This window comes from Thalassotalea sediminis (genome assembly GCF_030295915.1).
Lineage (GTDB): Bacteria > Pseudomonadota > Gammaproteobacteria > Enterobacterales > Alteromonadaceae > Thalassotalea_C > Thalassotalea_C sediminis.
In genome coordinates this window covers 243,860-260,401 of the sequence record NZ_AP027361.1, presented here as the reverse complement: position 1 = coordinate 260,401, position 16,542 = coordinate 243,860, and the positions used below count along the sequence as shown (strand labels likewise).

The following is a 16,542-nucleotide window of genomic DNA, read 5'->3' as shown; positions in this document are numbered from 1 at the left end:
CCTTTGACACATGTCCTTGGCGATACATCCATCTTGATTTAACCAGTGAAAGCTTTCGTTACCGTAAACATTCTTCATTGGCTATAAGTAAAAAAGCACCCTAGGGTGCTTTTTTAGTGCAGGCTAACCTGCGTGTTCTTAGTTCATACCGTATTTTTTTAACTTTTTACGTAAAGTTCCACGGTTAATGCCAAGTAAGTTGGCGGCACGTGTTTGGTTACCGCGAGTATACTTCATCACCTCCTCCAACATTGGAGCTTCAATTTCTGACAATACTAATTCGTACATATCATCAACATCATTGCCATTTAATTGAGACAGATAGTTGCTGATAGCAATTTTGGCTTGTGTACGTAATGGAGAAGCTTCAGCTTGAGTTTGTACGTTACCCGTTACAAACGGAGATGAAATATTTTGTTCAAACATATAGTTCAGACTCTTAAGTTAATTTAAATGATCAAAATACTTATTCAACGCATCGAGTTGGTCTTCACCACTTTCTAATGCGTTAAATATAGAACGAAACTGTTTTCCTTGGTCTAGCGTTTGCGTATACCAAGAGGTGTGTTTACGCGCAAATCTTACGCCCATAAACTCACCGTAAAACGTATGTAATTCCTTTACATGCTCAATCACAATTGAGCGAATTTCTGCTATCGACGGTGACGCCATGTGTTGACCAGTTTCAAGAAAATGATTAATTTCTCGAAAAATCCAAGGTCGACCTTGCGCTCCTCTACCAATCATTATGGCGTCGGCACCTGTATAAGTAAGTACACGCGCTGCTTTTTCTGCATCGGTAATGTCTCCATTAGCGACTACAGGAATACTTACAGATTCTTTAACAGATTTAATGGTGTCGTATTCGGCATCCCCTTTATAGAAGTCATTGCGTGTACGGCCATGAACCACTAAAGATTGAATCCCGTTATGCTCTGCGATTTGAGCAATTTCGACAGCATTTTTACTATTTTCACACCATCCAGTGCGAATTTTTAACGTAACCGGCACCGTAACCGCATCAACAACAGATTTTACAATTTGTTCGACTAATGCAGGTTCTTTCAGCAATGCTGAACCAGCCAATTTTTTATTCACCTTCTTTGCTGGACAGCCCATGTTGATATCAATGATTTGTGCACCATTATCAACATTAACTTTCGCAGCAAAAGCTAGCTCTTCAGGTTCAGAACCTGCAATTTGAACGGAGCGAATACCTGATTCAGCAGAATGAATCAGACGTCGTTTAGACTTCTCGGTATTCCAAACTTTAGGATTAGCTGAAACCATTTCTGATACTGCTAACCCAGCCCCCATTCGACAACATAACTGACGCATTGGTTGATCAGTAATACCAGCCATAGGCGCAAGCATTGTTTGACTATTTAATCGATAAGAACCAATATTCACGTTGTTGTTTTTTTGAGCTACCTTTCAAAAGGGCGCTAAGTTTACGCGTTTTTATTGAGATTGAAAAGCATATAAATTGAACAAATGTTAGTTTTTTTCAACATTTTCATATTGACTTTTGACAAAATATTGAAGTGCGCAGATTTTAATCAAAAGCATGATAAAAGCTGCGCATATTTTTAACGCATGAATAACAGAATGTTAGCGTCTAATACCTGAAAGCCTTACCCACTCATCTTGAATAGCAATTGGCTCCATGTGACACCATTGTCCATAAATTTCTTGTAGTGTTTCGGCTTGCGCTTCTAAAACACCAGACAATGCCAGTTTTGCTTCTTTCGCCAAAAATTCGGTAATAACAGGGGCAAGTTCACGCAAAGGGCCTGCTAATATATTTGCAACAACAACATCCGCTTTTAAGCTCGGTTGGTCACTAGGCAGATATAACGAAAGGCGGTCTTCTACGCCATTACGTGTCGCATTTTCTTTACTTGCTTGCAATGCTTGTGGATCAATATCAATACCAATTACTTCTTTAGCACCTAGTTTTAATGCGGCTAAAGACAATATTCCGGAACCACAGCCAAAATCGACAACCGTTTTACCTTTAAGGTCAAGGCTATCTAACCATGTTAAACACAACGCCGTTGTTGGGTGAGTACCTGTACCAAAAGCTAAACCTGGATCTAACATAACATTAACCGCTTCTGGATCTGGAACTTCTCGCCAGCTTGGACAGATCCATAACCTTTCTCCAAACTTCATCGGATGAAAGTTATCCATCCATTCACGCTCCCAATCTTTGTCTTCAAGTTGCTCTAACTTAAATTTCATTTTCTCGCCGTCTGGATGAATACCTTTTATATAGTTAATTGCAGCGTCCATATCGTGGGAAGCATCATATAAGCCCATAACGACAGTATTCGCCCAATAAGTAACTTCATCGCCCGGCAGAGGTTCATAAATCGGTGTATCTTTGGCATCAATGAACGTAACTGCCTGAGCACCACATGCCATTAACCAGTCACTGTATTTTTCTGCTGTTTCTTCATTGGCACTTAATCTAAGTTGTATCCAAGGCATTTTTGTTCTCTTTACGCTAATTTATTGGTATTTTAGCATTAAAGTTCAGAAAAACTGATTGCTATTTAAGCAATTGGGTGGCAATAATATCGATACGGTAATATTTCGGGTGAGGAAGATGTTTCGCAGAGTAATTTTCAATTGCTTACTCGTCGTCTTATCTCATATAAGCGTATCTACTGGCGCGAACGAAATAACTTTTGTTACCGAAGATTTACCCCCGCTACAAATAAATAATCATAATGCTACCCATTCAGGCGCGATGGTTGAATTAATAAACGAGTTAATAAAAGAGCTCAACATTAAAGCCAACATCGTGTTTATGCCATGGGCTCGTGCGTTTAATATCGCACAAAATACTGAAAATGTGTTCGTATTTTCAATGTTGCGTAGTGCCGATAGAGAATCGCTTTTTCAATGGGTTGGAAAAATATATACCATTCGTGCCCATCTTGCTTCCTTAGCCAATAAACATATAACGTTAAATTCTATTGAAGACGCTAAAGCATATAAAATAGGCGTAACTCGCAACGCGCTTGCAGAAAGTTATTTGAAGAAGCGTGGCTTTATCGAAAACAAAAATGTTTATGCTAGCCCAACTTATAACGCCTTGTGGAGCAACTTATTAAACGGCAATACAGATATGACCTTCACTAATAACATTATTTGGGCACCTCAAGTTACCAAAGCCGGTGTAGACCCCAAAAGTATATCGCTCATTTATGAGATCACTGATTTTGCTTCTGAAATGTATTTAGCAGCGAGTAAGACAACAGATACTGCATTAGTAAAAAAGGCTGCTATAGCTTTAGAAAAAATTAAAGCTGACGGCCGTTATGATAAGATCCTAAAAAAATGGCAATTATGATAACTTGAATCGATGAAGTATTTTCCTATATTCCTAACTGCTAAACACCTAAACGCATTGGTTATTGGTGGAGGTGACGTTGCAGCTCGAAAAATCGAACTATTACGTAAAGCAAATTGTAACATTACCGTTATGTCAGAGCATTGCAATGAGAGTGTAACTCGACTAATTCGCACTGAAGGTCTGAGCCATATCCAACACAACTATCAACAAGGCTTGATTGAACAATATAACCTAGTGATCGCTGCAACGGATTGTGAAGAGGTTAATCAGCAAGTAGCGCTAGATGCAAAACAGCAAAACATACTTGTTAATGTCGTAGATCAGCCAGAACTTTGTACGTGGATCACGCCAAGTATCATTGATAGAGACCCTATGATAATTGCCCTTTCTAGTTCCGGTTCCGCTCCCATATTGTTGCGTATGTTACGCGAACAAATTGAAAAGTCGTTGCCTGATGGCTACGGAAAACTCGCTAAGTTTAGTTTGAAATTTCGTGACCATGTAAAAGCTCGTATTAAAGGCATACGTAATCGCAGAGCATTTTGGGAAGTAATTTTACGAGGTCCAATTGGACAAGCTGTATTAGATAATAATACCGAGCACGCTGAAACGCAGCTTATACAGCAGCTAAAAACAGAAGTATTACCACCTAAGGGTGAAATCGTATTTATTCATACACTTGTTGGTAATCCAGATACATTGACCTTAGCAGCGCATCGAGAAATGCAATTCGCCGACGCATTGTTTTATGATAAGCAGGTGAATCCGGCCTTTATCGAATATGTAAGACGCGATGCTGATAAATATCCTCAAGAAATCAATGCTGATATTTTAATTAACGCACAACATGCCTTAGATCTAGCAGAAAAAGGACAAAAGGTTATTTATTTACTCGCTGGACATCAAGCCATACCACACAATTCAGCACTCACGTTGAGCCAAATAAAGGTTAAAGAATTGGTTTGTGGTATATAACAGTTAAAAAAAGCCCCGCTTTAATTAAGCAGGGCTAAAATACGTTTACGCAGGAAGAGCAATACTACGCACGTACTCCCGGAAAGAAGTACCCATGTAGGTACATCAAACCATTAAAGACTCAAAACGCATACAGTAAGGGCAAATAGTCGTTTTGACTTTAATGTAAACACTTGCTGTTAATATTTTTACTCTGGCTATGCGAGCAAAAACATTTAAGGGTTAACACCAAGTGATTTGTATATTAGCAATGAACCTTCTTTTTGTCAATACAAATGAGAACTATTTTTATTTACATTTTTTATGTTTAATTAGGCACAAAAAAACCTGGTAAACAAAACCAGGTTTTTCAACATTTACATTAACCCTTTTAAAGGTATATCAATACTTAAAAGCTATATTGATAACTTACGGCTAACGTTCGCGGTTTCCCCACCATTATTGAGCCATGAGTACGTGAGGCCATATATTCTTCATCTAATAAGTTATCAACGCTCAATTTGATCGTTTGACGTTGATCAAGGTTATAACTTGCAGACACATCAACAATAGTACGGCTCGCTATTTTTTCATCGGTAATAATTGTGCCCTGACCCGGATTCGTTCGCATTTCAGCAAGGTAACGAACAAGTAAGTCAGTGCGCCAGTTATCACCAACAACACCAGCCGTTAGTTGCAGTTGCTGTTCGGGTACATAAGGTAACTCGTCACCACTTACAACACCGCCCCAGAAATCAGAATCAAAACTCGTATTAAACTCGGTATCTGTTAATGTGTAAGTAATATCAACAGGCAGTGTCAAAGTAGACGTCGATAATTCATAGCCTGCTTTAACTTCAATACCAGAAACTGATACTTCGCCAGCATTGTATTGATTTCCGATATTTTCATCATCACAGTTTTGACTCGCGGTACAATTACCATGCATATTGTCATAATCTGAAATAAACGCGATAGCTTCACCATTAAATGCACTATCGCGATAACGAATACCGAACTCATAGTTTATACTTTCTTCATTTTCGCTATCAGCGTTACCTGGTGCTGGCGGCGCAAAACCTTTTTGTACGCCACCTAATACGATTAACTCGTCATTAATACGATACGTTAGCGCTAAAGAAGGTAACAACACATCAACGTCATTTTTCTTGTGTGTCGGTGCTGCTGTGCGCGCTACGTCAGATTTTCCCCAATCATGACGTTCGATTGTCATGTCTTCATAACGCAAACCGGCATTGATAATAAAGTCACCAAGGGTATATTCATCATGCACATATATAGCTAACGCTTTAGCACTATCAATGCGGTTTGAATCCGTACCCGGAATACCCGCATTTGTTAATCTCATATCATAGGCACTATTTAAGGTATATTTATCTACCCATTGGAATCGATCCATTTCATCTTCATGATAGCGCAAACCAAACTTGACCTGATGGGCATCAAAATCTGCATCAAGCACTGTTTGGATCCCTTGTGACAAATAATCTCGGTTATTTGCTTTTACATCAACGGCAATTTCATTATTTGTAACGGCGTTTTGATCGAACTGAGCTGCAATCTCAACGCCCCCACTACCTAGGCTTTTTCCGTCAATTTTGCTCGTTTTATACCAGTTACGGCTAAAATCATTATGATAGGCAGAGGTCCCTAAAACAAAACGTGGTGAAAGCTGAATTAAGTGATTTACCTGCAGTTGCTTATGTTCAGTCGCCATATTATCTAGCTGAGAAGCAGAGTAACGTTGATAAGGATTAGCATTGAAGTCTGCCGACGTTAAACCGATATAAGTTTCATCTGAGTCTTCATCCGCATACTTTAATTTTACTTCTAACTCTTGATAAAATTCCGCAGTAACATCTGAGCGAAGTAATACCTTCGTCATAACATCATTCTTTACAAACCCTGTACCTTTGTTTGTATGATTGATGTCTTTAAAACCGTCCGCTTGATATCGATATACTTCGAATACAGACGCAATATTTTTACCTGTTCCACCAACAAAACCATGTACTTTGCTATAACCGTCTTGACCAGCACTTAGCGCAATTTTACCGGCAAAATCTTCCTGGGGGATCTGACGAGATAAAAAGTTAATAACACCACCTGTAGTACGTGGGCCATACATTGCGCTTGAGGTACCTTTTAGTACTTCAATGGATTGCATTCTACCTGCCGTAGGGAAGTAATATGCCGCCGGAGAAGCATAGGGGGCTGGCGCCGCTAATACGCCATCTTCCATAACGGTAACTTTTTCACTTCTGTTTTGCCCTGTCCCGCGCATACCAATGTTTGGACGAAGACCGTAACCATCTTCTTCTAATACATAAACACCTGGTACTGATGTCAGCGTGCGCATAATATCGCTGTAATCGAACTTCTCTAACTCTTTTTCTGATAATACATGTGCACTACCTGGCGTATCATTAATTCGATGTTCACTACCGAAGATAGTTAAATGCTCCATATCGTTATTGTCATTTGCTTGAGCATTTATTGAAACTGCAGCAGAAATTGCTAACGCAATGTGTGCCGGTTTTAAAGTTTGAAGATTCACGCGATGAAACCCTTATCAAGTCACAAATAATAATTTGGCGCAATTAAAACACTCAACAGAATAAGAATCAATATCATTTACATTTATTTTTATAAAGGAAAACGCTTACATTTAAAAATTGGATATATCGGCGTGAAATTCAGCACTAAAATGAGCTGTTATTGCAGCAGTACCTTAATGGATATGCTCAGTCGACGTTGTCGCTTTAAACCCTTGATGGATCATTTTTGCTAGAAATGGATCAGCTTCATTATCGCCAATATCGGCATAATCAATTGTTTGGTATGTTGATAGATTCTTAACGTATTGTTGCACGTCAGCAGGTTGATCATTCAGTGCTATCAACTGCCAGCTCTTGAGTACTTGCCCTTTTGACACGACTTCTAACTGTTCAACTAAACGTAACATAGGCAACCAATGCAAGATATATTCAACGTCATGCTCTTTCAGCGTCAGCATTTCAACTCGTAAACATCCTTTACTTTCAATATGCTGTGGCGTCATTTTGGCAATAAATTGGTCAGATATCATCTGCCATTGTTTTTGCCATGTGTTCTCTGAAGCTTCTAACTTTATTTCACTCGGTTGGTATTCAATTGCTTTTTTAAAGGCAGGAAAATATCGCGTTAGCATTAAGTGCGAATTTGATGACTTACTCCACCAATCACCATAGTTTTTATCATGATAAAATTGACCAGCTTGATTGTTAAACCGCGCCAAGGTCAACTTTTGATGTTGTGAATCACCTTCCGTGACACGATAATGTGCAATTAATTGCGAAGGGTTTTGTTTACAGGCAGCAGCTAATACTGCATTTACGTTAAAGAATAAAACGAATATGAGAAGCGTCGATTTCATTGTGTTACTCATAGAAAAAGTTGGTAAAAGGATGTTATTACCCCTTATACCAACTTTTTATGACAACTTTATTTAATACGTTAGTTTAACGCAGCCTCGGCTTTATTAACCAAATCTGAGGCATGATTAATAACATGATAAATAAGGCTTTGTTCATTAGTCCCTGTAATTAAATGTGCGCCAGGTCCTGTCGCATAAACACCAACATCCTCACCTGCATGTGTTTCTGAGCCCATAGGTATTAACGCTTCTTGATGAAAGCCAGGTGTCGTTGTATCAACAGTCGTTAAATCTTGACGCGTGTTTACGTAAGGGTGCGCATAACCAGCATCAGCGTCTGTTTCCATACCTAGATTTTTAAAACCAAGGCCATTTGTATAACCTAAGGTAGTGTATGGCATACCATCTGCGGCAAGTGTAGGCTCTTCACTGCCTACGCCAACCACTTTACCTAAGATAGGATTACCACGCTTTGGATATCCAGCCATAGTGAATACATGGCTATGATCAGCGGTAACAATGATTAACGTTTCCTCTGGATCAGTGGCATCAACCGCCGATTGCACAGCTTTGGCAAATTCAATGGTATCTTCTAAAGCATTGTAAGCATTACCTGCATGATGGCCATGATCAATACGCCCTGATTCAACCATTAAGAAGTAACCGTCTTGATTATTATCTAATATATCAATCGCCTTATCTGTCATTTCACTAAGACTTGGCTCACCGGCAATGTCATTTTCTCTGTCTGCTTCGTAGTGCATGTGTGACTCGTTAAACAGACCAAAAACTTTTTCTGTTGTCTCGGCATTTAATGCATTAAAACCATTACGGTCAATAACATAATTTCCCGTTGGGTAACTTGCTTGCCATTCTGCCGTCAGATCTCTGCTGTCTGTACGATCACCTTCAACGGCGCTCGTTGCATCTGCGCTATTAAAAGCAGCGTCTTTAGGTAAGAAATGACGGCGTCCACCACCTAAAACAACCTCAATACCATCAACATCTAAACCTGAAAATCTTGCTTCTAGGTTAGCTTCAAAATTAACAAGTTGCGAAGCAATATCTTCACAGCCTTTTGCCGCTTCATCTGCTGGCATATCGGAATTATCTTCCCAGTTACGATCAGCTGATTTTGCATATGTAGCAGCAGGTGTAGCATGTGTTATTCGAGCAGTAGAAATAACACCGGTAGACTTCCCTGCAATCTCTGCCAGTTCAAGCGCGGTAACAAGTTCATTACCCGATACTGAGTCGCAATTACCTCGACTAATACCTTCCCCTACACCAATTACACCGACATCTGTTTTAATACCAGACATCATTGCCGTCATTGTACCTGCAGAATCTGGCGTTTGAGCATCAACATTGTATGTTTTTGCGAAACCTGAATACGGAAACTTATCAAAACTTAATTGATGCTCTTCTCCCATTTTACCCATTTTTTGACCCGCTAAAATACGCGCCGCTGTAACTGTGGATATTCCCATGCCATCGCCGACAAATAGAATGACATTTTTTGCCTTACCCGCGGCATTGGTCAAAGATGCCCTATCACTTCGGACTTGAGCAATATGTTGCTCACCAGCACTAAACCACGGATTATTCATGGTAGTATCTGCGCTACCGCCAGCTACGTCTGTATTCGCAGGCGCACAAACAAATTCACTCGCGTCAATTTCAGCATCATCAAGTGTGCCGTTGCCATTTTCATCAATACCAGAGTCAATTCTGACGCCTGAATTTCTACATGTTTCATGACCAACCGGCACAAACGTTTGGCTTACAAGACTATTTAATCCATTTACACCCGATACACCATTAGTACCGTCTTTGCCATCGTCACCATCACAACCAACGAGTGCTACAGCAATAGATAGAGATATATATGTTAACCTTTTCATTGTCAGTTCCCCTAGTTGCCAATTAAGCCAAGTGATTTATTAATGATGTGAAAAACGATGCTTTGCTCCACAACTCCTTGAGCAAAATGTGCTCCAGGCCCGTGAGCATGAAGTGAAATGTCTTCACCGGCATGTGTTTCGGATCCCATTGGAACAGTCGTTTCTTGATGAAAGCCTGACGTAGTCGTATCAACAGTCGTTAAATCTTGACGCCCAGCAATGGCCGAGTCGTTGTAACTTTGATCAGCATCGGTTTCCGTTTGTAAATTACGAAAACCTAATCCATTGGTATAACCAAGTGTTGTATATGGCATGCCATCTGCTGCTAGGGCTGGCTCTGTAGCACCAACATTAACCACTTTTCCAAGAATAGGATTACCACGTTTTGGATACCCAGCAATGGTAAAAACGTGACTATGATCTGCAGTAACAAGAATCAAGGTTTCTTCAGGGTTGGTTGAGTCAATTGCCTTTTGAACAGCATTAGCAAATTCAAGAGTGTCGGTTAACGCATTGTATGCACTACCTGCATGATGACCATGATCTATTCGACCCGATTCAACAACAAGTAAATAACCTTTATCGTTATTACTTAGCACGTCAATCGCTTTTTCAGTCATTTGACTCAGACTAGGCTCGCCAGATATATCATTTTCTCTATCGGCTTCATAATTCATATGAGACTCATTAAATAAACCAAAGACACGCTCAGTAGTTTCTGTATCAATCGCGTCAAAACCTGCTTTGTCCATAACGTAAGTACCATTAGGGTACATGGTTTGCCATTCAGCAGTTAAATCTCGATTATCGGTGCGATCACCTTCTACTGCACTTCTAGCGTCTGCACTATTATATGCTTCATCTTTTGGCAGAAAATGACGGCGACCACCACCCATCGCAAAGTCAATGCCATCAACATCTATACCTGGAAATCTCTGCTCAAGATTTTTCTCAAAATTCACCAGTTGTGAGGCTATGTCTTCACAGCCCAAGTCAACAGCAGTGTTAGGCATATCCGAGATATCTTCCCAATTACGATCGGCAGACTTTGCATAAGCAGCCGCTGGCGTTGCATGTGTAATACGAGCCGTAGAAAGAATACCCGTGGACATGCCTTTAATTTCAGCAAGTTCGACCGCTGTTATCAATTCATTACCCTTTACACTCGCACAATCACCACGTTCAATATTTTCATTTACGCCGAGAACACCCGCATCCGTTTTGACGCCTGACATCATTGCTGTCATGGTTCCAGCAGAATCAGGGGTTTGTGCATCTGTGTTATACGTTTTTACTTGTGCAGAATAAGGAAAAGTTTCAAAGCTTAAATAACCTTCTTCACCTGACTTACCAGCCATCTGCCCTTGCAATATACGTGCAGCTGTAAGCGTAGAAATACCCATACCATCACCAACAAACAAAATCACATTTTTAGCATTTGTACTTGTTGTTAACTTAGTTTTATCTAGCACCTTGGCTTGTGCTTGTGTATACCAGTTACTCTGTTTTTGAATGCTTGGAATAACATCTGAATATGCTATTGAGCTAAACAAAAAAGATGGAATAACTGAAAGTGAAACCCATTTAGAGCTCATAATTCCTTCCTTAAATAATTATTATTAGGGTCTGTTGAACTTTTGTGTTTATTTTTGCAGTAGTTTATTGGTACTTAGACAAGGCATTGCGATTAATGTGTGGTTGTTCCACATGAAAAAGCAATAACGATGTAAAAATGACAAAAACGCTGCCCTTTGGGTTCAGCTAAACAAATTAATGTGCGCTGACATCAAAGCGCAGATATTAAAAGAGGAAAATGACATTGCGATGGAACAAATATGACTCGCTTGTTAACTTTAGATAACAGCAGCGTGACAGAATTAAGACAGCCGTCACAAAAAGGTCACGTATAAGCAAATTCTCTGCAAATTTACCAAGCCTGTTTGCCTAATTGGGGAGTTTAAATCGATAACAAGCAGCTAAATAAGTTAAAAGCAATAGAATTTATAAGGTTGATTATAAAGAGATAAATCAGTTCAACGTTACCCCGCTAATTGATGCAATTTCGAGGGCAAAAATAAACAAATACATTTAAAAATAAGGGGTGAGAAAAATGGGTATAGCTATCTATCAATAACAGACCCTAAGAGTGCTCATACAACTGATTTTGATATTGGAACAAGTACGGAACAACGTAGGTTATTCGCTAATTGTGACAAAAAACTTGATTACGTCCATTATTTTTCGCCATATATAATGCTTTGTCTGCACGAGAAAATAACACATCAAAGTTACTATCATCGTCTAGTTTAATGGCTACACCAACACTCACTTGTACATTTAATTCACCTTGCCAATTGCCTTTAATACGAATGCAATCTTGTTGGTGGCGAATTCTTTCAGCAATGTGACTGGCTTGTTGCAAGTCGGTATCTGGCAGCACAATAGCAAACTCTTCGCCACCAATTCGCGCAAGCACATCTTCACTGCGCAAATTAGGGAGTAACTGCTTACTTACCTCAACCAGCACTTCATCGCCAACTGGATGACCATACTTATCATTAATATCTTTAAAGTGATCAATATCAATTGAAATAACGGTTAATGGTTTTCCATTTCGTTGTGCCCTTTTGAATTCACGTTCAGCATGTTCAACAAAATATCGACGATTAAACAAGCCAGTAAGAGAATCAGTGTTTGCCTGTTTTCTAAATTGCTCTTTCAACTTATATAGCTCAGTCACTTCCGTTGAAAAACCTATTAACACTGGGTCTTCATTTTCAGGGTAGAACGGAATTTTAACACTCAGGTAATGATGTTCATTACCTTCGTCATCAATCACTGTTTCATCAATCGTTTGTCGCTCACCTGTTTCAAAGAGTTTTTTATCCGACTGGTAAAAATGCTCTGCAACGTCTTCTGGCAATATGTCAGTCTCTTTCTTACCAACAACTTGCTCTACTGGTAAGCCGAATAGTGCCGCAACTCGACTATTCACATACTTAAAGGTACGTTGATTGTCTTTCATATAGATATGTGCATCAACGTTATCGAGTACAATATTCAGTAAATCTTTTTGCTTTTTAACTAGGTTTTCTAATCTTTTTTGTTCAGTAATATCTGTTGAAATACCGCATAATCCTATAATGCGTTTTTCTTCATCAAACAGTGGTTTTTTTACCGAATGATAAATGCGAACTTCACCCGTTGCTTTAATATAATTCGTTTCTTCTTGTTCAACGATGACGCCTTCCGTAAGTACTTTTTTATCGTTGTTCCTTAACTGATCAGAAATACTTAAGTCGAAAAAGTGGCTGTCATCTTTACCAATCACATTTTCTAAAGGCATGCCAAATACCTCTAGTACCATATCGTTGGCGTAAAGGTATTTGCCGTTAAGATCCTTGGCAAAAATACAGGCTCCAACGTTATTCAATACTTCTGATAATAACGCGACTTGTTGAGTAATAGATGACAATGGTTTGTTATTTTTTATCACTGAGTACTACCTAAAACAATATCATTGCTAGATACAATGATATTGTTTTATTATAGCTAATATTACCAGTTAGGTAAGCAAACAATTAGTCAATTAAAGCTAATATCCACAAACAACACTAATGCCATCAAGGTTAGAATGAATAACGCACAATTTTATCCCTATCCTAACGTCTCAGCTTTTGATTTCGCTTAACTTAAGCGCTATAAGACTGTAATAAATATGATGAAAAGCGCCTACTACATAAATGACATGCATATTGATATCATAGCGTTAAACCTACTTTTTACGTAAAATTCTTTTTCGTTAACATTCACCTAACCAATAGCAGTTGCAAAGTTATGATCTCAATGAACACACCAAATTTAGTGATCCCCTTTGCTGATCTGCCAGACTTAGCTGCATTACCCTCTAAGTTTACTTACCCTTTTTGCTATCAGCCTGACCCTTGGGCAAAAAAAGCTGCAACTGAATTACAGCAATGGCTAAGCATACATGCTGCCCCTCCTGAGCAAACAGAAGGAAAAATGTATGGTGTATTAGTGGTTAAGAACCAGCATGGTGAATTGGGTTATTTATGTGCATATTCTGGTGCCACAATATCCTCACCAAAGATAAAAGAAACATTTAACCAACACTTTGTTCCGAATATATTTGAAGGGTTTGCTGATAATAGTGACTTCACTATACATCAAACCATTATCAATGAACTTAACCACGAAATTGAAATGTTAACAACTTGCGCAACCTTAGCGACATTAACGCAACAATTAGCCGCAATTAAACAACAAGCTGAAAGCGCCATCAGCGCTCAACAGCAAAAAATGGTTGAAGCAAAGAAACAGCGAAAAGTAACACGAACGCACATTGCCGAGAAACTGTCGCCTTGGTCAGAACAGCACACTCCTGAAGCTTTTACACAAGCGAAGCACGTAAGTATTGCGCTTTCACGAGAAAGCGTTGAACACAAAAAAGAGTTAAAGGCGTTAAAAGCACAGTGGCAACACCGCATTACCGAAGTAAATGACACACTTAATGAAAAATTATTGATCATTGAGCAATTGAAAAAACGTCGAAAAAAGCTTTCAAATAAACTGCAAAAACAATTATTTCAACAATATCAATTACACAATATTAACGGAGAAAAAAAAGGCGTGCTTGAGCTGTTTGCTGCACAAAATCAAGGGAAACCGCCCGCAGGAACGGGAGATTGCGCCGCACCTAAACTATTGCAATATGCATTTAAACAGCAATTAGTGCCCGTATGTTTTACCGAATTTTGGTGGGGAAAATCTCACCCTGCAGAGATTCGCAAACATGGTCATTTTTATCCCGCTTGCCAAGGAAAATGTGGACCAATATTGCCTCACATGCTGCAAGGCATGGAGGTAGATATTAATCCATTATTGTCTAACCCTGCGGAAAAATTACCATTGGAGATTGTTTATCACGACCAACATATTGTGGTCGTAAACAAACCAGCCGGATTACTCTCGGTACCCGGTAAAAATATTCAAGATTCCGTTGAAACGAGAATAAAAGCAAAATTTCCCTACGCCCAAGGAAAATTAATTGTTCACCGCTTAGATATGGCTACGTCAGGCTTACTAGTACTTGCTTTGAATGAGCGCGCGCATAAATCAATACAACAGCAATTTATAGAAAAAACCGTTAAAAAGCGCTATATCGCTTTAGTTGATGGTGTTATTGCACAGGAGTCGGGCAATATAGATTTGCCATTAATTCTTGATATTAATGACCGTCCCCGTCAAAAAGTATGTTGGCAATATGGAAAAGTGGCTAAAACTAAATGGCATGTTTTAGAACGCTTAAATAATAAAACACTGATTCAATTATACCCTATCACCGGCCGTACACATCAACTACGTGTACATTGTGCCCACCCCGATGGACTAAATACGCCGATTACTGGCGATGGTCTTTATGGCACACTCGCAAACCGGCTTCATTTGCATGCAGAAACGCTTAGTTTTAACCACCCTATCACTAAAGAGCCATTGTCATTTCAAAGACGCGTAAATTTTTGATTTTCTCCTAAGTCACTTAAACTTACGTTAATAGCTTCAATTAAAAACCACCATTAAGTTAACCTAGTGTATTTGCTGACTTCGAGCGCCTGAAATCCAGGTGAATGGTTATTTTTTCAAAAAAGTTTATGTGGGGTGTAATAAACCTCAAGGTAAAGCCACTAACAAGGCAAAGCGTGTATAGGAACTTATTTTTCAATGGGCAGTGATTTTTATCAATTATCGATACTTCCTTATTCAGGGATCATAATCAAAATTTGTCGGGCATATACCAACAGCCAAGAAGACTTTGAAGATTATTATCAAGAAGTTTGCCTGCAGATTTGGCGCAGTAAAGATAATTTTAATCAACAATCAAAATGGTCAACATGGATATACCGCATTTCATTAAATGTATGTCTAACGCATTTGAAAAAGAGTAAGTCAGGCATAACGGATATATCGTCAGATGCATTACCCGAGGAAGTTATTGACGATAGCAAAGCCTTTATCAATGACGATATAAACCAATTATATAATGCGATAAAGCACTTGTCAGAAATAGATCGAGCGTTGATTTTGCTTTATTTGGAAGAAAAAACCTATGCGGAGATTGCCGAAATTACCGGTACAAATACGAATAATATTGGTGTCAGAGTAAAGCGAATAAAAGAAAGATTACTCAGACATTTAAAACAACAAGGAGTAGCAGATGAATAAGTCAATTGAATCAATGTGGAAAGAAGGCTTTATTAATGAACCTAACCTTTCTGCACCTAAAATTAACGCTCTATATAACCGAAAATCACAAAATATAGTGGATAAATTGCAGAGTATGTTCGCACTCAATATTAAAGCACTAATTATAGGCAGTATCATCATGATGATAATGATGTCACTTATTGGCGCACCTTTTTTAGGTTTATATATTTGTTGTTTACTTATCCCGCTAGTGATTATCGCGAAAAAAGAATTGACCAAAAGCACAAGGTTATCAAAAGGACAGTCAAGTTATGATTATTTAGTTAACTTTGATCACTGGCTAAAAAGCTCAATTAGCACTTATGCGATATATTATCGTTTCTTTTACCCTTTATTATTTATTGGCATGGTTACTCAAGCGCTCGTTAGTCAGGCGGGTGGAGAAATTTTAGCGCTTATCCTGAAGTTATTTCCAACAGAGATAGTGCTACTAGGCGTTCCTTATTATTTAATCGTCATCTTAACATTGCTATTACTACTCATCATTAAGTACTCTGATGCGTTTTATCGTTTCGATCTTAATATCGTTTACGGTAATCAGTTCAAGAAATTAGATGAACTTTTGGCGGATATGAAAACCTTAAAAAACTAACGTTTGC

The 16,542-nt window shown here is 38.8% G+C and carries 13 protein-coding genes; 5 read left to right on the top strand and 8 right to left on the bottom strand.

Translation table 11 applies throughout. The annotated features are described in order from the left end of the window. Positions 1-138: 138 nt before the first annotated feature. The 3 genes from fis to prmA all read right to left on the bottom strand — a co-directional run bounded on the left by fis (position 139) and on the right by prmA (position 2,493). Complete coding sequence (gene fis / locus QUE09_RS01105; RefSeq protein WP_074497022.1) at positions 139-426, bottom strand: DNA-binding transcriptional regulator Fis; 288 nt, start codon at positions 424-426, stop codon at positions 139-141. Positions 427-444: 18 nt separating this feature from the next. Next, positions 445-1,410, bottom strand: coding sequence for a tRNA dihydrouridine synthase DusB (gene dusB, locus QUE09_RS01100; protein ID WP_286234381.1), 966 nt, complete (start codon positions 1,408-1,410; stop codon positions 445-447). Between the two features lie 201 nt (positions 1,411-1,611). Continuing rightward, a complete protein-coding gene (prmA, locus tag QUE09_RS01095; RefSeq protein ID WP_286234380.1) occupies positions 1,612-2,493 on the bottom strand; it encodes a 50S ribosomal protein L11 methyltransferase in 882 nt (293 codons plus the stop codon). A gap of 118 nt (positions 2,494-2,611) precedes the next feature. Here prmA and QUE09_RS01090 point away from each other — a divergent pair, with 118 nt between their 5' ends. Beyond that, a complete protein-coding gene (locus tag QUE09_RS01090) occupies positions 2,612-3,361 on the top strand; it encodes a substrate-binding periplasmic protein (RefSeq protein ID WP_286234379.1) in 750 nt (249 codons plus the stop codon). 12 nt (positions 3,362-3,373) lie between these two features. Next, positions 3,374-4,339, top strand: a complete 966-nt coding sequence (locus tag QUE09_RS01085) for a siroheme synthase (protein WP_286234378.1) — start codon at positions 3,374-3,376, stop codon at positions 4,337-4,339. A gap of 388 nt (positions 4,340-4,727) precedes the next feature. On the opposite strand, the gene QUE09_RS01080 is transcribed toward QUE09_RS01085, so the two are convergent. The 5 genes from QUE09_RS01080 to QUE09_RS01060 all read right to left on the bottom strand — a co-directional run bounded on the left by QUE09_RS01080 (position 4,728) and on the right by QUE09_RS01060 (position 13,154). Further along, positions 4,728-6,896 (bottom strand): TonB-dependent receptor family protein, encoded by a 2,169-nt coding sequence (locus tag QUE09_RS01080; protein ID WP_286234377.1) that lies wholly within the window; start codon positions 6,894-6,896, stop codon positions 4,728-4,730. Positions 6,897-7,070: 174 nt separating this feature from the next. Continuing rightward, the gene (locus QUE09_RS01075) at positions 7,071-7,754 is read right to left on the bottom strand and encodes a hypothetical protein (RefSeq protein ID WP_286234376.1); all 684 of its coding nucleotides are present in this window, start codon (positions 7,752-7,754) and stop codon (positions 7,071-7,073) included. Positions 7,755-7,834: 80 nt separating this feature from the next. Next, entirely contained in the window at positions 7,835-9,658 is a 1,824-nt protein-coding gene (locus QUE09_RS01070; protein ID WP_286234375.1) for an alkaline phosphatase, read from the bottom strand. A gap of 11 nt (positions 9,659-9,669) precedes the next feature. Further along, a complete protein-coding gene (locus QUE09_RS01065) occupies positions 9,670-11,253 on the bottom strand; it encodes an alkaline phosphatase (protein WP_286234374.1) in 1,584 nt (527 codons plus the stop codon). Positions 11,254-11,861: 608 nt separating this feature from the next. Continuing rightward, entirely contained in the window at positions 11,862-13,154 is a 1,293-nt protein-coding gene (locus QUE09_RS01060; RefSeq protein ID WP_286234373.1) for a sensor domain-containing diguanylate cyclase, read from the bottom strand. Positions 13,155-13,504: 350 nt separating this feature from the next. On the opposite strand from QUE09_RS01060, the gene QUE09_RS01055 reads away from it, so the two are divergent. The 3 genes from QUE09_RS01055 to QUE09_RS01045 all read left to right on the top strand — a co-directional run bounded on the left by QUE09_RS01055 (position 13,505) and on the right by QUE09_RS01045 (position 16,535). Beyond that, positions 13,505-15,202 carry an RluA family pseudouridine synthase gene (locus QUE09_RS01055; RefSeq protein WP_286234372.1) on the top strand — a complete coding sequence of 566 codons (1,698 nt, stop codon included), beginning with the start codon at positions 13,505-13,507 and terminating at the stop codon, positions 15,200-15,202. A 198-nt stretch (positions 15,203-15,400) separates the two neighbouring features. Further along, the gene (locus tag QUE09_RS01050; RefSeq protein ID WP_286234371.1) at positions 15,401-15,901 is read left to right on the top strand and encodes an RNA polymerase sigma factor; all 501 of its coding nucleotides are present in this window, start codon (positions 15,401-15,403) and stop codon (positions 15,899-15,901) included. After that, positions 15,894-16,535: a hypothetical protein gene (locus QUE09_RS01045; protein WP_286234370.1), complete on the top strand. Its 642-nt coding sequence runs from the start codon at positions 15,894-15,896 to the stop codon at positions 16,533-16,535. The genes QUE09_RS01050 and QUE09_RS01045 overlap by 8 nt, the downstream gene beginning before the upstream one ends. Positions 16,536-16,542: the final 7 nt, after the last annotated feature.